The sequence below is a fragment of the Streptomyces sp. S4.7 genome (genome assembly GCF_010384365.1).
GTDB lineage: Bacteria > Actinomycetota > Actinomycetes > Streptomycetales > Streptomycetaceae > Streptomyces.
Map to the genome: position 1 here is coordinate 3,717,945 of NZ_CP048397.1, position 23,714 is coordinate 3,741,658.

The window sequence follows — 23,714 nt, forward strand, 5'->3', positions numbered from 1 at the left end:
GGATCAAACATTTCGGCACTGATCGTTTTCCGATCGATCGGATCGGATCGAAGCGCTTCGGAACGGGGCCGGTGCGCCGGGGACGGGACCGAAATGAGTGGCGGCCACCCGACACCACCGGGCACGCTGTGCGAATGACCATCACACGAACACCGGGCACGGGAACGCCCGACGAGCGACGCACCGTGAAGGTGTCGAAGTATCTCTCCAAGCACCTGCGGCACCAGCCCGAGCGGATCGGCCTCACGCTCGACCCGAACGGCTGGGTGGAGGTCGACGCGCTGCTCCGCGCCACGGCCGACCACCGCTTCCCCATCACCCGCGCGGAGCTGGACCATGTCGTGGCCGTCAACGACAAACGGCGCTTCACCATCGAGGGCGACAGGATCCGCGCCAATCAGGGCCACACCGTCGAGGTCGACCTGGACCTGCCGCCCGCCGAGCCGCCCGCGTACCTCTACCACGGCACGGTCGCCCGCAGCCTCGACGCGATCCGCGCCGAGGGCCTGCGGCCCATGAACCGCCACCACGTCCATCTCTCGCCCGACCGCGAGACGGCGACCCGCGTCGGCGCGCGCCGCGGCCGGCCCGTGGTCCTGCCCGTGGACGCCGGCGCCATGCACCGCGACGGCCATGTCTTCCGGGTGAGCGCCAACGGCGTCTGGCTGGCCGACGCCGTACCGCCGTGCTACCTCCGCTTCAGCGGCTGAGCTGCGCCAACCCTTCCGTGGCGATCCGCTCGAAGAGGGCCGGCTCCATCGCGAAGTCGGAGTCCGGGATCGGCGCGTGGACCACGATCTCCGTGATCCCGAGCTCGAAGTGCCGTCCCGCGAAGTCCACGAACGCGTCGAACGAATCGAGCGGACGGCCCGGTGTGAAGCCACTGAGCAGGATCTTCTCCAGACCGGCCGCGTCACGCCCGATCTCCGCGCACGCCTCGCCGAGCCGGCCGATCTGTCCGCGGACCGCCTCCAGCGACTCCTCGGCCGTGCCCGACTCGAAGAGCTTCGGATCCCCCGTCGTCACCCAGGCCTGGCCGAACGCCGCGGTCAGCCTCAGTCCGCGCGGCCCGGTGGCGGCGACGGCGAACGGCAGCCGCGGGCGCTGCACACACCCCGGAATGTCGCGCGCCTCGACCGCCGAGTAGAACGTCCCCTCGGCCGTCACCGCGTCCTGCGTCAGCAGCCGGTCGAGCAGTGTCACGAACTCCGCGAACCTGTCGGCCCGTTCACGCGGCGACCAGGGCTCCTGCCCGAGCACCACGGCGTCGAAGCCCGTCCCGCCGGCCCCGATCCCGAGGGTGACCCGGCCACCGGAGATGTCGTCCAGCGATATCAGCTCCTTGGCGAGCGTCACCGGATGCCGGAAGTTCGGCGACGTCACCAGCGTGCCCAGCCGCAGCCGGGCGGTGGCCGCCGCGGCGGCTGTCAGGGTCGGGATCGCGCCGAACCACGGGCGGTCCCGGAAGGTGCGCCACGACAGGTGGTCGTAGGTGTACGCCGCGTGAAAACCCAGCTCCTCGGCGCGCGACCACTCGTCGCGACCGCCCTCGTGCCAGCGGCGGACGGGAAGAATCACAGTGCTCAGACGCATGGCCCCGACCCTACGTCCCGCCTTCGAGGCGCCGCGCGGCAGGCGGTGGGCGGGCATCGCGGCAGTTCGGTGCCGCGGGCGCGGCGGCGGGGCGGTGCGGTGGATGTCCGCCACCTACGGGCGTGAGGGCGCTCACATGTGCGTGCTCCGCACTCACGTTCACATGTGTGCGGGAGAATGGGCGCGTGACCTCAGCTAGCGAGTCCCCGCTTCCCGCCCGCCCCCGGCTGATCGCCACCGATCTTGACGGAACGTTGCTGCACGACGACAAGACCGTCTCGGAGCGCACCGTCGCCGCGCTCGCCGCCGCCGAGGAGGCCGGGATCGAGGTCTTCTTCGTCACCGGCAGGCCGGCCCGCTGGATGGGCGTCGTCAGCGACCATGTGCACCGGCACGGCCTCGCCATCTGCGCCAACGGGGCCGTCGTCGTCGATCTGCACGGCGGCGGGGAGCTGGTGAAGGTCCGCGGGATGGACCGGGCCGTCGCGCTCGACGTCGTACGGGCGCTGCGGGACGCGGCGCCCGGCACCGCGTTCGCCATTGAGAAGACGACGAGCTTCGACTACGAGCCGAAGTACCCGCCGTTCCTGGACGACGGCGGCGCGAACGTCGCCGCCGCCGAGAAGCTCCTCCAAGAAGGCGGGCCGGGCGACGGCGAACCGGTCGTGAAGCTGCTGGCGCACCACCCGACCCTGACACCCGACGGTTTCCTGACGCTGGCCCGTACGGCCGCCGGACACCTGGCCTCCTTCACCCGTTCCAGCCCCACCGCGCTGCTCGAAATCAGCGGCCTCGGGGTGAGCAAGGCGAGCACTCTCGCGCTCTGCTGCGCCGAGCGCGGTATCTCCTCCGACGAGGTCGTCGCCTTCGGGGACATGCCGAACGACGTGGAGATGCTGGCGTGGGCCGGTACGTCGTACGCGATGGGCAACGCGCATCCGGACGTGATCGCGGCGGCGTCCGGACGCACCGTGGCGAACAACGAGGACGGTGTCGCCGTCGTCATCGAACGTCTGGTGGCACGCGCGCGGGCGGCGTCGGGGCGGGGCTGACGACCGGAAAGCCTTTGGAAACCTCCGGCGGACAGACCCTAGAGCGGGGCCTGCCAGGTCACTGTCGTACCGGTGCCGTCCTCGCCGAGGCCCGGCCCGACCTCGCTCGAACCGCCCAGCGACTCGGCGCGCCGCCGCAGGTTCCGCAGTCCGCTGCGGCGCCGGTCGCCCTCGGGGATGCCCACGCCGTCGTCGGCGACCGAGAGCCGGACGGCGGGCGTGCCGTCGGGCAGCACGGCGCTCGCGTCCACCGTGACCTCGATACGGGAGGCCCGCGCGTGCCGGAAGGTGTTGGAGAGGGCCTCGCGCAGCGCCGCGATGAGGTTCTTGCCGGTGAGTTCGCCGACGGCCGAGTCGAGCGCGCCGACGAAGCGATGGGCGGGCTTGAAGCCGAGCGGCACGGCCGCCATGTTGATCTCCCGCAGCACCCGGGTGCGCAGCCCGGACGGCGCCTCGGATGAGCCCTGTTGGAGCGCGAAGATGGCCGTACGGATCTCCTGGATGGTGACGTCCAGCTCGTCGACCGCCTTGCCGATGCCCGTACGCACCTCGGGCACGTCCGACTGACGCTGCGCGGTCTCCAGCATCATCCCGGCGGCGAACAGCCGCTGGATGACCAAGTCGTGCAGGTCGCGGGCGATCCGGTCGCGGTCCTCGAAAACCGCGAGCCGCTCCCTGTCGCGCTGTGCCTCGGCCAACATCAGCGCGAGGGCCGCCTGTGAGGCGAACTGGGTGGCGAGGGTGCGTTCGGACTCGGTGAAGGGCCGGCCGCCGATCGCACGCGGTGTCACGAGCACGCCGAGCACCCGGCCGTCGCTGTGCAGGGGGAGCACCATGGTCGGGCCGAAATGGGCGGCTTGCGGGGAGACCAGCCGCGAGTCGGTACTGGAGTCCTCTATGTAGACGGACTCCCCGGCCAGCAGTTTGGCGACGATGGCGCTCCGTCCCGGGATCCGGGTGCCGACGGAGACGTCCGGGGTGTCGGACGAGACGGCGACGATCTCCAGTCCCCCGTCGGAGGTGGGCAGCAGGACGAGGCCGGCGGCCGAGTCGGCGAGCCTGCGTGCCTGTTCGGCCACGACGATGAGGGCGTGGTGGGCACGGTCGGCGTAGTCGGTGCGCTCGGTGCGCTCGGTGCGCTCGGTGCCCTCGGTCGCCTCCGTACCGACGGGGCGTTCGAGGCGGCCGGAGTGGTCGGCGTCCTTGCCCGAGAGCAGGGCCGTCGTGACGGCGACCGAACCGTCGATCCACCGCTCACGCCGGCGGGCCGCCTCGTACAGCCGCGCGTTGCCGATGGCGAGACCCGCCTCGGTCGCGAGCACCCGCGCCATGTGCTGGTCGTGGTCGGTGAATTCGGTGCCGTCGTGCTTCTCGGTGAGGTAGAGGTTCCCGAGAATCTCGCCCTGGACGCGGATGGGGACTCCGAGGAACGTCCGCATCGGCGGGTGGTGCGGAGGAAAACCGGCCGAGCGCGGATCGGCGGTGAGGTCGGTGAGGCGGATGGCTTCGGGGTGGCGGATCAGTTCGCCGAGCAGTCCGGTGTGGCCGTCCGGGCGGTTGCCGATCTGCCGGGCGACGTCATCGCCGACGCCGTAGGTGACGAAGTCGGAGAGGCCGCCGCCCGTCTCGTCCACGACGCCGAGCGCCGCGTAGCGGGCGCCGGCGAGCCGGGCCGCCGTCTCGCAGATCCGGTCGAGGGTGGAGTGCAGTTCGAGGCCGGTGCCGACGGAGCGCATGGCTTCGAGGAGTTGCGGGACGCGGGCGGTCAGCTCGGTGGACCGGCCCTGGAGACGGCGCGCCGCGTCGGCCTCGGGGAAGTTCTCGGGTTCGGGCGCCTTCATGCCCTTGACCCTAATTAGTACTATTTGATAAGGAAAGTCGGCTGACGGGGTCGGCCGGCCGAGCCGCTGACGACACCGCTGATCAGGCCGGTTGATGGACCGGCGCGAGCGGACCTCGCTCACGCTCCAGCATCGTCCGCAGTGGCCCCGCGACCGCGACGAGCTCGGCGTACGGCCCGCGCTGCACCACCTGCCCCTCGTCGAGCACGATCACCTCGTCCACCGCGTCGAGCCCCTGAAGCCGATGGGTGATGAGCAGCGTCGTCCGCCCCTCGGTCACCGCCAGCAGGTCCGCGGTCAGCGCGTCGGCCGTCGCCAGGTCGAGATGCTCGGCGGGCTCGTCCAGCACGAGGACGGGGAAGTCGGCGAGAAGCGCGCGGGCCAGTGCGAGGCGCTGCCGCTGGCCCCCCGACAGGCGCGCGCCGTGCTCGCCGACCAGGGTGTCGAGGCCGGCGGGGAGCGAGTCGACCCAGTCCAGCAGACGGGCGCGGCGCAGGGCGTCGCGGAGGTCGTCCTCGGTCGCGTCCTTGCGGGCGAGAGCGAGGTTCTCGCGTACGGAACTGTCGAACAGGTGCGCGTCCTGTGCGCACAGCCCGACGAAGCGCCGCACCGTGTCACCGCCCAGCGCGGCGGTGTCCGTCCCGCCGAGGCTCACGCCGCCCTCGCGGGCGTCCATGAACCGCAGCAGCACCTGCGCGAGCGTCGTCTTCCCGGCGCCGGACGGGCCCACCACGGCCACCCGCTTCCCGGCCGTCAGGGTCAGATCGACGCCACGGAGCGCGTCGCGCTCCTGCCCCGCGTAACGGGCCGCCAGACCCCGTACCTCCAGCGGGAACGGCGTGGCGGGAGCGGCGGCCGGGCGCTCGGGCTCCCGTACGGGGACGGGCGCGTCCAGCACCTCCCACACCCGCTCGGCGCCGCGTGCCGCCCGCTGCCGGTACTGCACCGCGAGCGGCAGACCGGCGACCGCCTCGAACGCGGCGAGCGGGGTCAGTACGACGACGGCCAGCGCGACGCCCGGAAGCCGCCCGTCGTGCACGGCGCCCACTCCGGCGTACGCGGCGGCCGCCACCGTCAGACCGCAGATCAGCGCGGAGAGGCCGCCGCCGAGCGCGGTGGCGGTGGCGCCGCGTGCGGCGATGGCCGTCAGCGTCGCGTCGGCGGCGCGCGCGGCGCGGACGCGGCTGCCGAGGGCGCCTGCCACGGTCAGTTCGGCGCAGCCTTCGAGGAGTTCGGCGACCCGCGTCGCCAGCAGGCCCCGCGCCGGGGCGAGTCGCCGCTCGGCCCGGCGCGCGCGGGCACCGCTCACCAGCGGCACGCCGACGCCCGCTGCGAGCAGTCCGACGGCCAGCACCGCGCCGGCCTCGGGCAGCAGCCAGCCGGTGAATCCGACGGCGCCGACGCCGACGAGCACGGCGGAGCCGACCGGCAGCAGCCAGCGGAGCCAGTAGTCCTGGAGCGCGTCGACATCGGCGACGAGCCGGGAGAGCAGATCACCGCGCCGGGCCTCGCGCAGCCCGGCGGGGGCGAGGCGTTCGAGGCGCCGGAAGACGGAGACCCGGAGGTCGGCCAGCATGCGGAGCACCGCGTCGTGGGACACGAGCCGCTCGGCGTACCGGAAGACGGCCCGCCCGATCCCGAACGCACGCGTCGCGGTGACGGCGACCATCAGATACAGCACGGGCGGCTGCTCGGACGCCCGCGATATGAGATACCCGGACACGGCCATGAGCCCGACGGCGGAGCCGAGGGCCAGACTCCCCAGCACCAACGCCACGACGAACCGCCCCCGCAGGGCGCCGACCGCGGCCCGCATCCGGGCGAGCGGGTGGGCCCGGACGTCACCGACGACACCGGAGCCTTCGGCCCCGCGGGTCCCACCGGGCGCCCCGGAGCCCGCCTCTGCGGCCGTCGACGCCGACGTCCGGCGAGCATCGGTGGGCCGGTCGGGCGCGGTGTCCGTGACGTCCGCCCCGGAACCGGCAGCCGCGCCGGCTCCCGCAGGCGACCCGATCCCACCGAGCCCCGAGGCCGACTCCGCCGACGCCGACGCCGACGCCCGGCCCGTACCGGACGGCCAGATGACCGCCCCCTCCGAACCGGCAGCCGCGCCCGCTGCCGCAGGCGACCCGATCCCACCGAGCCCGGAAGCCGGCTCCGCCGGCGCCCGGCCCGTGAGGGACGGCCAGATGACCGCCCCCGCATCCGCCCTCGCCGTCCGGTCGCCCAGTTCGATCACGCGGTCCGCCACCGACAGCAGCGCCGGGCGGTGGATCACCAGGAGGACCGTGCGGCCCACCGCCAGGCGGCGGACCGCCTCCACGATGCCCGCCTCCGTCTCGCCGTCGAGCGCCGCCGTGGGCTCGTCAAGCAGGAGCAGTGGGCGGTCGGCGAGAAAGGCCCGTGCCAGGGCGAGGCGTTGGCGTTGGCCGGACGAGAGGCCCGCGCCGTCCTCGCCGAGAAGCGTGTCCGCACCTTGGGGGAGCGCGGTCACGAAGTCGTACGCCCCCGCGTCGCGCAGCGCCTTCCGTACGGCGGTGGCGTCCGCGTCCGGGCGGGCCAGGCGTACGTTCTCCGCGATCGTCCCCGCGAAGAGGTACGGGTGCTGCGGCACCCAGGCGATCCGTTCGCGCCAGCGGTCGAGGTCCAGGGACAACAGGTCGGTCCCGCCCACCCGTACGCGGCCCTCCGTGGGGGCCGTGAAGCCGAGCAGCACGTTCAGCAGCGTCGTCTTCCCCGCGCCGCTCGGGCCGACCAGGGCGACCGTCTCCCCCGGCTCGACCACCAGCGTCGCCGAGTCCAACGAGGGCTCCGTACGGCCTTCGTGGCGGACCGTCACACCTCCGAACTCCAGCCGCGGTGAGTCCGGCACCTCCGTGATGCCACCGGAAGCCCCGGCCGCCGCACCAGACGCACCGCCGGCACCACCCGCCCCCGCCCCCGTCTCCAGCACCGCGAAGATCTCCTCCGCCGCCGCCAGCCCCTCCGCCGCCGCGTGGTACTGCGCCCCCACCTGCCGGAGCGGCAGATACGCCTCGGGCGCCAGGATCAGCACCACCAGGCCCGTGTAGAGATCCAGGTCCCCGTGGACCAGCCGCATCCCGATCCCCACGGCCACCAGCGCGACCGACAGGGTCGCGAGCAGTTCCAGCGCGAAGGACGAAAGGAACGCGATCCGCAGCGTACGGAGCGTGGCCCGCCGGTACTCCGAGGTGATCTCCCGGACCGACTCCGCCTGCGCCTTCGCCCGTCCGAAGACCTTCAGCGTGGGCAGCCCCGCGACCACGTCGAGGAAGTGACCCGACAGCCGGGACAGCAGTTGCCACTGACGGTCCATCCGGGACTGCGTGGCCCACCCGATGAGCACCATGAACAGTGGGATCAGCGGCAGCGTCAGCACGATGACGCCCGCCGACACCCAGTCGTCGGTGACGATCCGCGCCAGTACCGCCACCGGCACCACCACCGCGAGCCCCAGCTGCGGCAGATAGCGCGCGAAGTAGTCGTCCAGCGCGTCCACGCCACGGGTCGCCAGCGCGACGAGCGACCCGGTGCGCTGACCGCTCAGCCACCCCGGCCCCAGCTCGGCCGCCCGCTCCAGCAGCCGCCCCCGCAGCTCGGACTTGACCGCCGCACTCGCCCGGTGCGCCGCCAGCTCCGTCAGCCACGCGACCAGTCCGCGCCCGGCGGCGACCGCGCCGAGCAGGAGCAGGGGCGTACGCAGCCCGGAGGCGTCGAGCCCGTCCCCGAACGCGCCGACCACCACCTCGGCGATGATCAGCGCCTGGGCCACGACCAGCCCCGCACCGGCGAGTCCCAGGACCACCACCGCCACCAGGAAGCGCCGGGTGGCCCTTGCGTACCGCAGCAGACGCGGATCGATCGGTTTCACGTGAAACACCCGCCCAGTCAGCTAGTGCGCGTCCGCGATGTGATGCGTACCGATGCGCTTGCGGAAGACCCAGTACGTCCAGCCCTGGTAGAGCAGCACGACGGGCGTGGCGATGCCCGCGCACCAGGTCATGATCTTCAGGGTGTACGGCGTCGACGACGCGTTGGTCACCGTCAGATTCCACTGCTCGTTGAGCGAGGACGGCATGACGTTCGGGAAGAGCGTCAGGAAGAGCATCGCCACGGCGGCCACGATCGTCAGCCCGGAGAGCGCGAACGACCAGCCCTCCCGGCCCGCCCGGATCGCCACTACCGCGGCGGCCAGCGCCACCACCGCGACGACCATCGCCCCCAGGCTCGCGCCGTCGCCGCTGTCGAGCTGGGTCCAGCTCAGGAATCCGATCGCCAGCACGGCCGTGAGCAGCCCCAGGGCCACCGCCTGCTTCCGCGCCCGCGCCCGGATGTCCCCCACCGTCTTGAGCGCCGCGAACACCACGCCGTGGAAGGTGAAGAGGGTCAGCGTCACGAGCCCGCCGAGGATCGCGTACGGGTTGAGCAGGTCGGCCAGGTTGCCCACGTACTCCATCTCCGCGTCGATCTTCACACCGCGCACGATGTTCCCGAAGGCCACGCCCCACAGCACCGCCGGCAGCAGCGAGGTCCAGAAGATCGCGTGTTCCCAGTTGCGCTGCCACCGCTCCTCGGGCCGCTTGGCGCGGTACTCGAAGGCGACGCCGCGCACGATCAGACAGACCAGGATGAGCAGCAGCGGGAGGTAGAAGCCGGAGAAGAGGGTGGCGTACCACTCGGGGAACGCGGCGAAGGTCGCCCCGCCGGCCGACAGCAGCCACACCTCGTTGCCGTCCCAGACGGGTCCGATGGTGTTGATGAGGACCCTGCGTTCCTTGCGGTTTCGGGCGAGCAGCTTCGTCAGGACGCCGATCCCGAAGTCGAAGCCCTCCAGAAAGAAGTAGCCGGTCCACAGGACGGCGATCAGTACGAACCAGACGTCGTGGAGTTCCATGACTCAGATCAACTCCTCAAGCCTCAGTAGGAGAAGGCCATCGGGCGGTCGGCGTCCTCGGAGTCGTGGCCGCCGATCTTCGTGGGTGGGTTGAGGTCGTCGTCCGTCAACTCCGGTGGTCCCGCCTTGACGTACTTCACGAGCAGCTTGACCTCGATGACGGCGAGCACCGCGTAGAGCAGGGTGAAGACGATCATCGAGGTGAGCACCTCTCCCTGGGACGTGCCGGGGGAGACGGCGTCGGCGGTGCGCAGCACCCCGTAGACCACCCAGGGCTGCCGGCCGGTCTCGGTGAAGATCCAGCCCCAGGAGTTGGCGATCAGTGGGAAGAGCATCGTCCACAGGGCGACGAGCCAGTACATGTGGGCGAACCGCGCGCCGAGCGCCTTGTTGCGGAAGAGCACGAGATTCGGCACCTCGTCCTCGCCGGTCCGCAGCGCCTTCGGCAGCAGGAACTTCCGGCGGGTCAGCCAGAGCCCGAGGAGGCCGATGCCCAGCGACGCCATGCCGAAGCCGATCATCCAGCGGAAGCCCCAGTACGCGACGGGGATGTTGGGCCGGTAGTCGCCGGGCCCGTACTTCTCCTGCTCGGCCTTCTGCACGTCGTTGATGCCGGGCACGAAGGAATCGAAGTCGCTGTGGGCGAGGAAGGACAGCAGGCCGGGGATCTCCACGGCGACCCTGTTGTGGCCCTCGTCCACGTCCCCGTAGGCGAAGAGGGAGAACGGCGCGGGCGCCTCGCCGTCCCAGAGGGCCTCGGCGGCGGCCATCTTCATCGGCTGCTGCTCGTACATGATCTTGCCGAGCGTGTCGCCGCTGACTGCGGTGAGCAGGCCGGCCGTCACCAGTGTGACCAGTCCCAGGCGCAGCGAGGCGCGCATCACCGGGATGTTCTTCCGGTGTGCCGCGCCCTTGCGGCGCGCGAGGTGGAAGGCGGATATGCCGACCATGAACGCGCCGCCGACCATGAAGGCCGCCGTCATGGTGTGGAAGAACTGGGCGAGCGCGGTGTTCTGGGTCAGTACGGCCCAGAAGTCGGTCAGCTCGGCCCGGCCGCGCTCCTCGTTGATGCGGTAGCCGACGGGGTGCTGCATCCAGGAGTTGGCCGCCAGGATGAAGTAGGCGGAGAGGATCGTGCCGATCGAGACCATCCACATGCAGGCCAGATGGATCTTCTTGGGCAGCTTGTCCCAGCCGAAGATCCACAGACCGATGAAGGTGGACTCGAAGAAGAAGGCGATCAGCGCCTCGAAGGCGAGCGGGGCGCCGAAGACGTCGCCGACGAAGCGGGAGTAGTCGGACCAGTTCATCCCGAACTGGAACTCCTGCACGATGCCGGTGACGACACCCATGGCGATGTTGATCAGGAAGAGTTTGCCCCAGAACTTCGTCGCCCCGAGGTACTTCGGATTCGACGTCCGCACCCAGGCGGTCTCCAGGCCGGCGGTCAGCGCGGCGAGGGAGATCGTCAGGGGGACGAAGAGGAAGTGGTAGACGGTGGTGATGCCGAACTGCCATCGCGCGAGAGTCTCGGGAGCCAGTGCGATGTCCACGTCGTCGTCTCTCCTTCTCCTAACGAGCCGGCCCTGTGAGGCGGCGGCCTGCCCTATTGGTCCCGGCCTGATCGGGAGGAACCGGGATACAGGGACGCGCTTGTGAACGCGTTCACATTCACAAGCAAAAGTATGGCGCACGGCCCGACCGGATCTTCAAGGGGGGTCCCCTTCGAACATCCGACCGCGACCGCGCGCCGGAAAACGGTGCGCGAGGACCGCCCGGAGGCGCCTCAGATCGCCTTGGAGGCCTCGGGTCCCCGGCCCCGGGAGTCCTCCTCGATCTCCTTGCGGAACGATTCCGCCGTGTGCAGGAACAGGTCGTTCGCCTCGTACTCGCCGATCGTGACCCGCACCCCTTCGCCCGCGAACGGCCGGATCGTCACGCCCGCGCGCTCGCACACCGCCGCGAAGTCGGTCGTACGCTCCCCCAGCCGCAGCCACACGAAGTTGGCGTGCGTCTCGGGCACCGTCCACCCCTGGCCGCGCAGCGCGTCGTACACCCGGGTGCGCTCACCGACCAGCGACCCCACCCGCCCCAGCAGCTCGTCCTCGGCGCGCAGCGAGGCGACCGCCGCGTCCTGCGCGATCTGGCTCACGCCGAAGGGCACCGCGGTCTTGCGCAGCGCGGCGGCCACCGGCTCGTGGGCGATCGCGAAGCCGACCCGCAGCCCCGCGAGGCCGTAGGCCTTGGAGAAGGTCCGCAGCACGGCCACATTGGGCCGCTCCCGGTAGATCTCGACGCCGTCGGGGACATCGGTGTCCCGGATGAACTCGCGGTACGCCTCGTCCAGGACCACCAGGACGTCGTCCGGCACCCGGTCGAGGAACCGCTCCAGCCCGGCCCGGCGCACAACGGTGCCGGTGGGGTTGTTCGGGTTGCAGACGAAGATCATCCGCGTCCGGTCGGTGATGGCGTCCGCCATCGCGTCGAGGTCGTGCACCTCGTCGGCGTCCAGCGGCACCTTCACCGACGCGGCGCCCGAGATCTGGGTGATGATCGGGTACGCCTCGAAGGACCGCCACGCGTAGATCACCTCGTCGCCGGGGCCCGAGGTGGCCTGGAGGAGCTGCTGGGCGACGCCCACGGAGCCCGTGCCGGTCGCGAGATGCGAGACCGGCACCCCGAAACGGTCGGCCAGTTCGTTCATCAGGCCGGTGCACGCCATGTCGGGGTAACGGTTGAACGCGCCGGCCGAGGCCAGCACCGTCTCCATCACGCCGGGCAGCGGCGGATAGGGGTTCTCGTTCGACGACAGCTTGTACGCGACGGGCCCGCCGGCAGCCGCCGGCCTGCCCGGCTTGTAGGTGGGAATGCCGTCCAGCTCGGCGCGCAGCTTCGGGCTCGTCTCGCTCACCGCGGGTCCTCCTCGGGCGTTCTGGGGGCGTGCACATCGTCGGCTCGCCTCATGCGGATGTACCAATACTGCTCACCTTAAGAGGATTGACGGGCGCTGCGAATACCGCCCGCGAGACCGGTCCCCGACTCCCCCCGGGGCCGGTCCCAGCAAGGGGAGCACTCGCGAACCCGGCGCGCGCCGGTGGCTCACTCCGTGGCGCGCATCCCCCGTGAGGGTGAGTTGAGACCTCTTCGAAACATCGGACACTCGCCAGGCCCATCCTGCTCAACGCTTGACAGACCACAACCGAATCGCTCAACGACCTTGATTTCCATGCCCATTGAGCTTTGTTGATCATGCAGAAACGTGACTCTTGGGGAGTGAATATGCGACCGGCCTTACCACCTTGATGCGCCCTACTATCGGCTCGCCATGACACCAGCAGGGAAACACCAGGTGAGCCGGACGGACACATCCCGCCGGGGCAGCCGGCAAGGTCGGGCGGGCATCCGGGACGTGGCCGCCGCAGCCGGTGTCTCCATCACGACCGTGTCCGACGCGCTCAACGGCAAGGGACGGTTACCCGACGCCACACGCAGACATGTCCGTGAAGTCGCCGAGCGGCTGGGCTACCGCCCGTCCGCCGCGGCCCGAACCCTCCGTACGGGCAAGTCGGGTCTGATCGGCCTGACCGTGACCACGTACGGGGATGAACCTTTCACCTTCACCGAGTTCGCCTACTTCGCCGAGATGGCCCGGGCCGCGACCTCCGCGGCGCTCGCCCGCGGCTACGCCCTCGTCATCCTGCCCGCCACCTCCCGCCACGACGTCTGGTCGAACGTCGCACTCGACGGCACCGTCGTGATCGACCCCTCCGACCACGATCCGGTCGTCACCGAACTCGTACGCCAGGGCCTGCCCGTCGTCTCCGACGGCCGTCCGGCCGGCACGCTCCCCGTCACCGCCTGGGTCGACAACGACCACGAGGCCGCCGTACTCGATCTGCTCGACCATCTCGCCGCCGCGGGCGCCCGCCGGATCGGGCTGCTCACGGGGACCACCACCGACACCTACACCCGGCTCTCCACCACCGCCTACCTGCGCTGGTGCGAGCGCGTCGGACAGGATCCGGTGTACGAGTCCTACCCCGCGCACGACCCCTGCGCCGGGGCCGTGGCCGCCGACCGGCTGCTCGCCCGGCCCGACCGCCCCGACGCGGTGTACGGGCTCTTCGATCCCAACGGCACCGATCTGCTCGCCGCCGCGCGGCGGTACGGCCTGCGGGTGCCCGAGGACCTGCTGCTCGTCTGCTGCAGCGAGTCCACCGTGTACGCGACCACCGAGCCGCCCATCACGACGCTCTCGCTCAAGCCGCGCCGTATCGGCACCGCCGTCGTACAGCTCCTCATCGACGCCATCGAGGGGATCGACACCGGGCGGCCGGTCGAGCAGGTGATACCCACGGAGCTGATCGTCCGGACCTCGTCCCAACGGCGCCCGCCCCGCACCACGGTCAGCGCTCCGAGGTCTCCGGCGAGAGACTGACGCGGGCGGGCCGGGAACGCGGCCGGGGACGGACCGGAGACGGTCCGCGGACGAACCTGGTACGTACCGGGGACAGGACGCAGATCGCACAATTCGGGGCGATCCTCGTGAAAACATCCGGTGAAACGTGAGTGGAATCGGATTGACCACCCCTGGTGCGTCACACAGGGGTGGCTGCATTCCTATGATGGGCGCACGACACCGCGGACCCTCCCCTCCCTCCGGTGGGGATGTCCCGCCCGACCAGGCGGGCCCGAAAGGTGTACGGAGGCGCGACGTTGGTGGAGGGGTCGATGACTCAGGGGGCCGGGGCCGGTCAGGGACCCGTGGTACGGACAGCGACGTTGCGCGATTTCCGGGTGCCGCCGTACACGCAGGTTCCCGTGCGGCCGGGGGAGCCCGGGGACCCCACGGCGTCCAAAGTGTCCGAGACGCCCGCAGAACGGCCCGTCGCCGGGCAGCCCGGCGCTCCGGGGAGCCTCGGTGTCCTGCCCCGTACGGATCCGCGGGGCATCTCGCTCACCGGGCCGGTCGGGCGACCCGCCGCGGCGCCGGCTCCCGCTCCGGCACCCGCCGCGACTCCCGCGGCCACGAGGGTCTCTGACGCCCCGTCGCACCCCGATCCGCGCAGCTTCGTCGGTACGGTGGCCGCCGCGCCGCCGACGCCCGCCCCAACGTCGGCGCCGGGCGCGCCCGCCGCCGACGCGACCCCCTCCGTCCACCCCGGCAACGCGGTCCCGCGCGACGAGACCCCCGAGGGCTACACCCCCACCGAACGCGATCTCCCGGTCATCAAGCGCGTCGAGAACGCCCAGGTGCGCGCCGCGCCGGCCGAGAGCCCCGCCGACGCGGACGGCCTCGGCCCGCTCTTCGTCGTCGGCGACGTCCACGGCTATCTCGACGAACTCGTCGCCGCCCTCACCGAACAGGGCCTCATCGACCACGAGGGCAGCTGGGCGGCGGGCAACACCCGACTCTGGTTCCTCGGCGACTTCACCGACCGGGGACCGGACGGCGTCGGCGTCATCGACCTCGTCATGCGGCTCTCCGCCGAGGCGGCGGCCGCCGGCGGCTACTGCAAGGCCCTGATGGGCAATCACGAGCTGCTGCTGCTCGGCGCCAAGCGGTTCGCCGACACCCCCGTCAACTCCGGGGCCGGCACCGCCACCTTCCAGGCCGCCTGGCTGCTCAACGGCGGTCAGAAGACGGACATGGAGCGCCTCCAGGACGTGCACCTCCAGTGGATGTCGCGGCTCGACGCCCTCGTCGAGGAGGACGGGCATCTGCTGATGCACTCCGACACGACCGCGTATCTCGACTACGGCACCACCATCGACGACGTCAACGACAACATCCGCGCCATCCTCACCCGCAACGACGCGGACGAGTGCTGGGACATCTTCCGCAAGCTCACCAAGCGCTTCGCGTTCCGCGACGACGGCGGCCCGGACGCCGCCCGGGAGCTGATGGCCGCGTACGGCGGTGGGCGCATCGTCCACGGTCACAGCCCCATCCCGTATCTGCTCGGTGAGGTCGGCACCGAGGACGCCTCGGACGGCGACGAGAACGCCGGTCCCGTCGTCGACGGGCCGCACGTGTACGCGGACGGTCTCGCCATCGCCATGGACGGCGGAGTGACCATGGCCGGAAAGCTTCTGGTCGTACGGCTCCCGTTGCATAACTGAACAGAGTGGGGTCGGGCGATTTCGGTGAACCCCCTGTCACCGGGTGCCGTAACCGCTCTACCATCGGCTTATCCGTAGCAGGCTCTCCTCCGTTTTCGCCAACCGCCCGTTCTCAACGGGCAATCCGGCTCTACGGAGCATCGGGGGACGCACATGAACAGCGCTCCGCATCTGCTGAACGAGGATCGCGCCGATTTCGAGCGGATTCTCGACGAGACGCTGCGCCACGCGCACGACCGTCCGGATCTGGCCGATGTGGGGCAGCGGCTCAATACCGAACAACTGCGCACGATGGCTCTCAACGCGACGTCTCTGATAACCGCCGCCGCCGCGACGGAGTACGAGCACTACGCGAAGATCCGGGAGGAGTTCCGGGCCCCGGCGACCTCGCCGGTGGGCAACTCCGTACTGGCTCCGGCGATGCACGGGGCCACCGAGACCGGCGCGGGTCTCGCCGCCGTCGTCGCCGTCCTGGTGCCGGTCCTCGCGGGCGCGGCTGCCGTCGTCTTCCTGCTCGTCGGGTACGCGCTGAGAATGCTCAGCCCGGTGCCGGGCTTCTCCGACACGCTGCTGACCGTCGGCTGGTTCTTCTCCGCCGTCACGGCCCTCGGCCTGGCGGTCGCCGCGGCAGGGCTGCTGATCACCGCGCTGCGCAACGCCTCGACGCAGGTCCCGGCCGGCGACAGGGACGGCTCCTGGCCCGACGACTTGTCACGGGCCCGCGAGGAGTGGCGCGTCGCCGTACTGGAACGAGGCATCCTGCCGTTCCTGCGCGAGGCCCTGGCCGCGCCCGGCGTGGAGCCGGCGCCGAAGGTCCGCCCGGCACAGCATCTGCCGAAGATGGGCTACAGCCGCCCGAACTTCTCCAGCCCGGACGACGGCGCCACGGCCGGCCAGCGTCCGACGTACTCCAGCCCGGACTTCTCCAGCCCCGACTTCGGCGGTCCCGAGCACAAGCCCGAGTGAGCCCCGCGGGTGGGTCTTCACCCTGCGGGGCTCGATACGGCGGGCGGGTCAGCGGGTCGCGAGGCTGCGGCGTTCGAGGACGGCGGCCACGGCGTACGCGCCGCCGCCTGCGACGGTGAGGACCCAGTAGAGACCGGGGGTGTCGAGGAAGAGCGCCGCGGTGGAGGTCAGGGCGAGCCAGCAACCGAGCCCGTAGTGAAGAGAGTTGCGGCGTGCGGCGCCCTCGGCGAGATAGAGCAGGCCGACGACCAGGCCGGAGCCGGTGGGCCAGAGCGTGGACTGCAGGTCCGGCATGTCGAGACTGTTCGTCAGGCCGGTGATGGCGAGGAACAGGGCGGCGAAGGCGACCACCCAGGCCGCGCCGAGCAGTTTGCCGGTGCGGATGTCGTCGGGGTCGGTCGCGGCACGCTGTGCGCGTCCGGCGGCGACGGTCGCGCTGACGGTGCCGGCCGCGAGCCCGATTCCCAGGAGCGTCATGGGCAGCCACCCGGGCAGGTCGAGCAGGGGGGCGGCGCCCTGGGAGACCGCGGCGGCGCCGTGTCCGAGCAGATAGGCCAGTCCGAAGCTGACATAGGTGGCGCGGTTGTCGACCTCGCTCGTACGGCCCGTCGGACGGCCCGTCGGAGCGACGGGGGCGGGGGTGGGGGTGGGGGCGGGGGTGTGGGCGGCCTGTGAGGCGAGGGTGGCGACGGACATGGCGGAAACCTCCGGGTGTCGGGGCGCGGAAGCCCTGTCGGGCGGCGCGTGCAGGTGCTGAATACGGGGGAGTTCGGGTCCGGCCGGGCTCAGACCGGGCCGAGGCGCGACAGCGAGGCCGCAAAGTGCCGCACCAGATCGGCGGGCCGGGGGAAGGCGTGGGAGACGGTGCGCTGGTGAGCGAGTCCGTGCAGACCGAGCCAGAGCGCGACCGCGTCGGCGCAGGGGTCGGTGCTGGTGGAGCGGCCGGCGGTGACGCAGTCGCCGAGGACGCCGGTGAGGACGCGCAGGGCTTGTGCGCCGAGGGAGGCCGGGCCGGGGCCGGGGGCGCGTCGCCGGTGGTCCTGCTGCCCGTCGTCCCGTCGTCGGCGGTTCCGCCGTCGGTGGTGGCGGGTTTCGCGAGCTCACCGAACATGGCGCGGTAGCGCTCGGGGTGGGCGGCGGCGAAGTCGAGATAGGCGTGGCAGGCGGCGTACGGGCGCTGTTCGGCGTCGTCGCCTGCCGCGTCCACGGCGGTCCGGAGCCGGAAGGCCAGTTCGGCGAAGGCTTCGCGGACGACGGCGAGCAGGATGGCCGGGCGGCCGGGGAAGTGCGGGTAGATCGAGAGGGTGGCTATCCCGGCCTTCCGGGCCACGGCGCGCAGGGTGACGGCCCGTTCGTCGCCGTGGTCGAGCAGGTCGGTCGCGGCGGCCAGGATGTCGGCCCGCAGGTGGCCGCCCTCGCCCCGGCGGTTCCTCGGACGGAGGGTGCGGCGGGGAGCGGGCGCGTCGGCGGCGAGTGCCACGGCGTCACGTTCCGGGGACGATGACGACCTTGCCGAGGACGGTGCGGGACTCGGCGAGTGCCAGCGCCGACGCGGCGTCGGTCAGCGGAATCTCCGCGGCGATCTGCGGGACGAGGGAGCCGTCGGCCACCAGTCGCAGCACCTGGGTGAGGTCCTCGTTCAGCCGGCGCTGCCAGGAGGCCCGGCAGCGCTTACCCGCCCAGTAGTTGTAGAAGTGGGCGCTCCTGCCGTTGGGGAGGGAGTTCCAGGCCGCCAGGCGGGCGAACAGCTTGAGCACCGGCAGCTGTGAGTTGCCTTCCTCGTCCTTCGTGGCCGCGGTGCCGTAGGAGACCAGCGTTCCGCCACGGCGCAGCAGCCGCCACGACTGCTCCAGCGCGTCGCCGCCGACGTGGTCGAAGACCGCGTCCACGCCGTCCGGGGCGATCTCCCGGATCCGGGCGTACATGCCGGGGTCGCGGTAGTCGACGGGGCTCGCGCCCAGTTCACGCACGGTGGCGTGGTGGCGGGGGGACGCCGTGCCGATCACCGTGATCCCGGCGTGCCGGGCCAGTTGTACGAGTGTGGAACCGACGCCGCCGTTGGCGCCGAGCACCACGATGATGCCGCCGGAGCGGACCTTGGCGATCCGGTGCAGCATCTGCCAGGCGGTGATCCCGTTGACGAGGACGGTCTCCGCGGCGGCCGCGTCCACGTCGTCCGGCACGGGCATCAGGTCCGCTGCGTCGATCAGCAGGTGGCTGGCCCACGCGCCGGTCTTGGTGACGGCGGCGAACCGGCGTCCGGTGAGCCCGGTGTCCACACCGGGGCCGGTGGCGGTGACGGTACCCACGACGTCGTAGCCGGGGACGAAGGGGAACGGCGGCTGGTCGTAGTACTTGCCTCGGCGCATCTGCTGCTCGGCGAACGCGACCCCGGTCGCTTCCATCCGCAGTACGACCTGGCCCGCGGCCGGCGCCGGGAGATCACGGGTCCGGACCTCCAGGCCGTCCGGCTCGACTGTGCCGGGCAGGACGATCTCGGTGGCGCTCACGGTGACGGTGCTGGTGGTCATGGGATTCCCTTCAATGCTGCACTCGTTAGCTTACGGATGTAACTGTACGAGCGCAAGTCTCGGTTCGCACGGGGATACAGCCATAACCTTCACGGCGTAAGGTGACACCATGGACAGCACCGGAACAGCGGCCTCGGCCGCACCGAAACAGGGCCGCGCGCGCAACCGTCGCGGCGAGGGCGGGCGCCTGCGGGAGGACATCATCGCCGCCGCGGTGGAACTCCTCGACGAGGCGGGCGACGAACACGCCATCACACTGCGCTCGGTCGCCCGCCGGGTCGGAATCGCCGCCCCGTCGATCTACCGGCACTTCCCCGACCAGCCGGCCATCATGCTCGCCGTCGTACAGGGGGAGTTCGCCGGGCTGCGGAACAGCCTGCTCTCCTCGGTGGAGAAGGCCGGGGACGACCCCCGGCGACGGATGTACGCCGTCTGCGAGGCGTATCTGGAGTTCGCCCGGATCCACCCCGAGCGCTACCGCACGATGTTCGGCGGGCTCTGGATGCCGGATTTGGACGACAGTTCACTGACCAAGGAGGATCTGGCCTCGCTCGGAGACGAGAGCATGCGGATCCTCGTCGACACCCTCGGCGAGTGCGCCGCCGCGGGGCAGTCCACCAGCACCGACCCGTCCAGCGACGCGGTCGCGCTCTGGCTGGGCCTGCACGGACTCGCCCACCAGCGAGCGGTGGCCGAGTCCTTCCCCTGGCCCCCGGACATCGCCGACCGCATCATCACCACCCTCGCCCGCCTGAAGGCCACCTGAGCCCATCCAGGGGCCCAGTTCGTGGGTTGGGCCCGGGGTTGGGTCTCGGGGCCCATGCCGGTGGGTGCCGCCTCTTCGTATGTTTCTCATGTCGCCAGCGGGACCGGCCAGGAGGAAGCCGGAAACGCGGGGCGACACCAAGGACTCGTACGAGTCGGCCGGTCACCGGCCGGCCGACACATAAGGGGAAAGCTCATGTCGAACGTCACGCTGAAGGCCGCCACCAACGCCAAGCTCTACGTCGGCACCTGGGCCAACACCGCCGTCACCGCGATGAAGCGCCGCAGCGACAAGGGCCAGGGCGCCGTCGAGTACGTCGGCGTCATCGTCCTCGTCGCCCTGATCATCGCCGCCATCGTCGGCTCCGGTGTCGCGGACGAGATCGCCGGCGGTCTGACCGACAAGGTCGGCGAGATCCTCGGCGGCTGATCACCCACAGATCACACACACCCCCATCGAGTAGGGCAGGCCCCTTCCATCCCAGGCCAGGATGGAACCGGACCTGCCCTACTCGCGTTCAACGGCCATGGGCCGTTCCGGGGTCAGAACGCGGCGTGTCAGTCGGCGATCGGCAGGTACACCCGGTTGCCGCTTGCCGCGAACTCCTTGGATTTGGCCGCCATGCCCGCCTCGATCTCGTCCTGCGAACCGCCGTGGTCACGACGGATGTCGTGGGAGATCCGCATAGAGCAGAACTTCGGCCCGCACATCGAGCAGAAGTGCGCGGTCTTCGCCGGCTCCGCCGGCAGTGTCTCGTCGTGGAACTCCCGTGCCGTGTCAGGGTCGAGCGCCAGATTGAACTGGTCCTCCCAGCGGAATTCGAACCTCGCGTCCGACAGCGCGTCGTCCCATTCCTGCGCCCCCGGATGGCCCTTGGCCAGATCCGCCGCGTGCGCGGCGATCTTGTACGTGATGACGCCGGTCTTCACGTCGTCGCGGTTGGGCAGGCCAAGGTGCTCCTTGGGCGTCACGTAGCAGAGCATCGCCGTACCCCACCAGGCGATCATCGCGGCGCCGATGCCGGAGGTGATGTGGTCGTACGCCGGGGCGACGTCCGTCGTCAGCGGCCCGAGCGTGTAGAACGGTGCCTCCTCGCAGATCTCCTGCTGGAGGTCGATGTTCTCCTTGATCTTGTGCATCGGGACATGGCCCGGCCCCTCGATCATGGTCTGTACGTTGTGCCGCTTGGCGATGGTGTTCAGCTCGCCGAGCGTCCGCAGCTCCGCGAACTGCGCCTCGTCGTTGGCGTCGGCGATCGAGCCCGGTCGCAGGCCGTCACCGAGGGAGTACGTCACGTCGTACGACGCGAGGATGTCGCACAGCTCCTCGAAGTTCTCGTACAGGAACGACTCCTGATGGTGCGCCAGGCACCACGCCGCCATGATCGAGCCGCCGCGCGAGACGATGCCGGTCTTGCGGCGGGCCGTGAGCGGCACGTAGCGCAGCAGGACGCCCGCGTGGACGGTCATGTAGTCGACGCCCTGCTCGGCCTGTTCGATGACCGTGTCCTTGTAGATCTCCCAGGTCAGTTCCTCGGCCTTGCCGTCGACCTTCTCCAGCGCCTGGTAGAGCGGCACGGTGCCGATGGGGACCGGGGAGTTGCGCAGCACCCACTCGCGGGTGGTGTGGATGTTGCGGCCGGTGGAGAGGTCCATGACCGTGTCGGCGCCCCACTTGGTGGCCCAGGTCATCTTGTCCACCTCCTCCTCGATGGAGGAAGTGACCGCGGAGTTGCCGATGTTGGCGTTGACCTTCACCAGGAACCGCTTGCCGATGATCATCGGTTCGATCTCGGGATGGTTGACGTTGGCCGGCAGTACGGCGCGGCCCGCGGCGATCTCGTCGCGCACCACCTCGGGCGGGACGTTCTCCCGGATGGCGACGTACTCCATCTCCGGGGTGATGTCGCCCCGCCGGGCATAGGCGAGTTGTGTCACCGCCCGCCCTTCGCGGCCCCGGCGCGGCTGGCGCGGGCGGCCGGGGAAGACCGCGTCGAGATTGCGGAGACCACCGCGCGGCGAGGTGTGCTTGAGGCCGTCGTCCTCGGGACGGACCGGGCGGCCCGCGTACTCCTCGGTGTCGCCGCGGCCGATGATCCAGTTCTCCCGGAGCGGTGCGAGACCGCGCCGTACGTCGGTTTCGACGGTGGGGTCGGTGTACGGGCCCGACGTGTCGTACAGCGTCACGTCGTCGCCGTTGGTGAGGTACACCTGACGGACCGGCACCCGGAGGTCGGCGCGCGATCCTTCCACGTATCCCTTGTGCCAGCCGATGGCTCGTGCGGCAGGCGTGCGTGCGTCCTGAACGGTCATATGAGACCTACTCCCTACGCCGGCATTACCCGGTAACAGGTTCGGCGGTCGACGCAGCTCAGGGATCCGGGGAAGCCCCGGAACTCCACAGTCAGCGTCCTCTCAGCCCGGTGCTCCGAGCTCCCGCGTGTGTAAAGGCACCACCACGCTAACGCGATGTCGGGCGTGCTGAACAGAGGGCCCCCGCCGTTCTTGCGATGATCGGTCGGTGACCTCACCCCAGCAGACACCCGATTCGCACGGCCACTCGCACAGCCACGGGCCGGCCGCGCCGGTCTCCAAGCACCTGCGCAAGGTCATCGCCGCGGTGCTGATCCCCTTCGCCACGGCCGTCCTTGTCGGACTCGTCGTGCTGTGGCCCGGCGGCGCCCCGGCGCACGAACGCACCGGTGTCGGCTTCGACCGCCAGACCGAGCAGGGCCAGGTGGTGAAGATCGAGCAGATCGACTGCAAGGACGTGAACGCCGCTCAGGTCCCGCCGACGGGCGACACGACGACGCCGGAGGGGCGTGAGGCGCAGCGCGCGCAGACCGGCGACTGCGAGAAGGCGACGGTCGAGGTGACGACCGGCAAGGACAAGGGGCGCAGGTTCGTCGAGATCGTCCAGCCCGACGCGCCGCGGCAGTTTCACGTGAAACAAGGCGTTGTGGTGGCATTCGCCCCCGACGCGCCCCGGGATCTCCAGTACTCGGTCACGGACGTGGACCGTTCGACGCCGATGGCGCTGCTCGCCGGGATCTTCGCGCTCGCGGTGGTCGTGGTGGGGCGGCTGCGCGGGCTGATGGCGCTGATCGCGCTGGTCATCTCGTTCGCCGTGCTGACGCTGTTCATCCTGCCGGCGATTCTTCAGGGCTCGAATCCGCTGATCGTCGCGGTCGTCGGCTCAAGCGCGATCATGCTGCTCGCGCTGTACCTGTGCCACGGTCTGACGGCCCGTACATCCGTCGCCGTACTCGGCACGCTCATCTCGCTGCTGCTGATCGGGCTGCTGGGCTCGCTGTTCATCGGCTGGGCGAGTCTGACGGGCAACACGGACGACAACACCGGACTGATCCACGGGCTCTATCCGGAGATCGACATGAGCGGCCTGCTGCTGGCGGGCGTCATCATCGGATCGCTCGGTGTACTGGACGATGTGACGGTCACCCAGACATCGGCGGTGTGGGAGCTGCGCCAGGCGAATCCCGACATGGGACCGCGTGCTCTCTACCGGGCGGGCATCCGTATCGGGCGTGACCACATCGCGTCGGTGGTCAACACGCTCGTACTGGCCTACGCGGGCGCCGCGTTGCCGCTGCTGCTGCTCTTCTCGATCGCCGAGTCGAGCGTGGCGACGGTGGCCAACAGCGAACTGGTGGCCCAGGAGATCGTACGGACCCTGGTCGGGTCGATCGGTCTGGTCGCGTCGGTGCCGGTGACCACCGTGCTGGCGGCCCTGGTGGTGTCGGCCGACCGGCCGGGGACGGGGGAAGGCGCGACGCCGGAGACCGAGACGGGAGCGCCGTCGGGGACGCCGTCAGGGGCACCCTCGGGGGCGCCGCCGAAGGCGCCTACCGGGCGGCCGTTCGGGGGCCTGCGGACGCGGGGCGGCGGCGGGCGGCGCCGCAAGGCGTAA

18 protein-coding genes, 1 pseudogene and 1 riboswitch are annotated in these 23,714 nt (G+C 71.0%); of the genes and pseudogenes, 8 read left to right on the forward strand and 11 right to left on the reverse strand.

Features of this window, described 5'->3' with window-relative positions:
- The first annotated feature begins 134 nt into the window (after positions 1-134).
- Positions 135-710 carry an RNA 2'-phosphotransferase gene (locus SSPS47_RS16465; RefSeq protein ID WP_164251764.1) on the forward strand — a complete coding sequence of 192 codons (576 nt, stop codon included), beginning with the start codon at positions 135-137 and terminating at the stop codon, positions 708-710.
- Here SSPS47_RS16465 and SSPS47_RS16470 read toward each other — a convergent pair.
- Positions 700-1,593 carry an LLM class flavin-dependent oxidoreductase gene (locus SSPS47_RS16470; RefSeq protein WP_164251765.1) on the reverse strand — a complete coding sequence of 298 codons (894 nt, stop codon included), beginning with the start codon at positions 1,591-1,593 and terminating at the stop codon, positions 700-702. The genes SSPS47_RS16465 and SSPS47_RS16470 overlap by 11 nt on opposite strands.
- Positions 1,594-1,778: 185 nt before the next feature.
- Here SSPS47_RS16470 and SSPS47_RS16475 point away from each other — a divergent pair, with 185 nt between their 5' ends.
- Positions 1,779-2,645, forward strand: coding sequence for a Cof-type HAD-IIB family hydrolase (locus SSPS47_RS16475; protein ID WP_164251766.1), 867 nt, complete (start codon positions 1,779-1,781; stop codon positions 2,643-2,645).
- A gap of 38 nt (positions 2,646-2,683) precedes the next feature.
- Here SSPS47_RS16475 and SSPS47_RS16480 read toward each other — a convergent pair whose 3' ends face one another.
- The 5 genes from SSPS47_RS16480 to hisC all read right to left on the reverse strand — a co-directional run bounded on the left by SSPS47_RS16480 (position 2,684) and on the right by hisC (position 12,312).
- A complete protein-coding gene (locus SSPS47_RS16480) occupies positions 2,684-4,486 on the reverse strand; it encodes a GAF domain-containing protein (RefSeq protein WP_164251767.1) in 1,803 nt (600 codons plus the stop codon).
- Between the two features lie 82 nt (positions 4,487-4,568).
- Entirely contained in the window at positions 4,569-8,378 is a 3,810-nt protein-coding gene (gene cydD, locus SSPS47_RS16485; RefSeq protein ID WP_164251768.1) for a thiol reductant ABC exporter subunit CydD, read from the reverse strand.
- A 21-nt stretch (positions 8,379-8,399) separates the two neighbouring features.
- Positions 8,400-9,401 (reverse strand): cytochrome d ubiquinol oxidase subunit II, encoded by a 1,002-nt coding sequence (gene cydB / locus SSPS47_RS16490; RefSeq protein ID WP_164251769.1) that lies wholly within the window; start codon positions 9,399-9,401, stop codon positions 8,400-8,402.
- Positions 9,402-9,424: 23 nt separating this feature from the next.
- Entirely contained in the window at positions 9,425-10,954 is a 1,530-nt protein-coding gene (locus tag SSPS47_RS16495; RefSeq protein ID WP_164251770.1) for a cytochrome ubiquinol oxidase subunit I, read from the reverse strand.
- A 233-nt stretch (positions 10,955-11,187) separates the two neighbouring features.
- Positions 11,188-12,312 carry a histidinol-phosphate transaminase gene (hisC, locus tag SSPS47_RS16500; RefSeq protein ID WP_164251771.1) on the reverse strand — a complete coding sequence of 375 codons (1,125 nt, stop codon included), beginning with the start codon at positions 12,310-12,312 and terminating at the stop codon, positions 11,188-11,190.
- A gap of 414 nt (positions 12,313-12,726) precedes the next feature.
- Here hisC and SSPS47_RS16505 point away from each other — a divergent pair, with 414 nt between their 5' ends.
- From SSPS47_RS16505 to SSPS47_RS16515, 3 genes are all read left to right on the forward strand, one after another.
- On the forward strand, positions 12,727-13,839 hold the full coding sequence (locus SSPS47_RS16505; RefSeq protein ID WP_164251772.1) for a LacI family DNA-binding transcriptional regulator: 1,113 nt from the start codon (positions 12,727-12,729) through the stop codon (positions 13,837-13,839).
- 278 nt (positions 13,840-14,117) lie between these two features.
- Positions 14,118-15,524, forward strand: a complete 1,407-nt coding sequence (locus tag SSPS47_RS16510) for a metallophosphoesterase (protein ID WP_275405149.1) — start codon at positions 14,118-14,120, stop codon at positions 15,522-15,524.
- A gap of 153 nt (positions 15,525-15,677) precedes the next feature.
- A complete protein-coding gene (locus SSPS47_RS16515; RefSeq protein ID WP_164251774.1) occupies positions 15,678-16,490 on the forward strand; it encodes a hypothetical protein in 813 nt (270 codons plus the stop codon).
- Positions 16,491-16,538: 48 nt separating this feature from the next.
- Here SSPS47_RS16515 and SSPS47_RS16520 read toward each other — a convergent pair whose 3' ends face one another.
- The 4 genes and pseudogenes from SSPS47_RS16520 to SSPS47_RS16530 all read right to left on the reverse strand — a co-directional run bounded on the left by SSPS47_RS16520 (position 16,539) and on the right by SSPS47_RS16530 (position 19,021).
- Complete coding sequence (locus SSPS47_RS16520) at positions 16,539-17,186, reverse strand: ABC transporter permease (protein WP_164251775.1); 648 nt, start codon at positions 17,184-17,186, stop codon at positions 16,539-16,541.
- A gap of 89 nt (positions 17,187-17,275) precedes the next feature.
- On the reverse strand, positions 17,276-17,476 hold the full coding sequence (locus SSPS47_RS35980) for a TetR-like C-terminal domain-containing protein (RefSeq protein ID WP_275405193.1): 201 nt from the start codon (positions 17,474-17,476) through the stop codon (positions 17,276-17,278).
- A 129-nt stretch (positions 17,477-17,605) separates the two neighbouring features.
- Positions 17,606-17,970, reverse strand: a pseudogene (locus tag SSPS47_RS35985) (helix-turn-helix domain-containing protein); the annotation flags it as partial.
- Between the two features lie 4 nt (positions 17,971-17,974).
- Complete coding sequence (locus SSPS47_RS16530; protein WP_164251776.1) at positions 17,975-19,021, reverse strand: medium chain dehydrogenase/reductase family protein; 1,047 nt, start codon at positions 19,019-19,021, stop codon at positions 17,975-17,977.
- A gap of 109 nt (positions 19,022-19,130) precedes the next feature.
- Between SSPS47_RS16530 and SSPS47_RS16535 the strand changes: the two genes are divergently transcribed.
- On the forward strand, positions 19,131-19,787 hold the full coding sequence (locus SSPS47_RS16535; protein ID WP_164251777.1) for a TetR/AcrR family transcriptional regulator: 657 nt from the start codon (positions 19,131-19,133) through the stop codon (positions 19,785-19,787).
- A gap of 195 nt (positions 19,788-19,982) precedes the next feature.
- On the forward strand, positions 19,983-20,216 hold the full coding sequence (locus SSPS47_RS16540) for a hypothetical protein (protein WP_078075313.1): 234 nt from the start codon (positions 19,983-19,985) through the stop codon (positions 20,214-20,216).
- Positions 20,217-20,344: 128 nt separating this feature from the next.
- Here the strand turns inward: SSPS47_RS16540 and thiC are convergent, their stop codons facing one another.
- On the reverse strand, positions 20,345-22,099 hold the full coding sequence (gene thiC, locus SSPS47_RS16545; RefSeq protein WP_164251778.1) for a phosphomethylpyrimidine synthase ThiC: 1,755 nt from the start codon (positions 22,097-22,099) through the stop codon (positions 20,345-20,347).
- Positions 22,094-22,236: riboswitch (TPP riboswitch) on the reverse strand. It overlaps the preceding gene by 6 nt.
- Before the next feature lie 71 nt (positions 22,237-22,307).
- On the opposite strand from thiC, the gene SSPS47_RS16550 reads away from it, so the two are divergent.
- The gene (locus SSPS47_RS16550; RefSeq protein ID WP_164251779.1) at positions 22,308-23,714 is read left to right on the forward strand and encodes a YibE/F family protein; all 1,407 of its coding nucleotides are present in this window, start codon (positions 22,308-22,310) and stop codon (positions 23,712-23,714) included.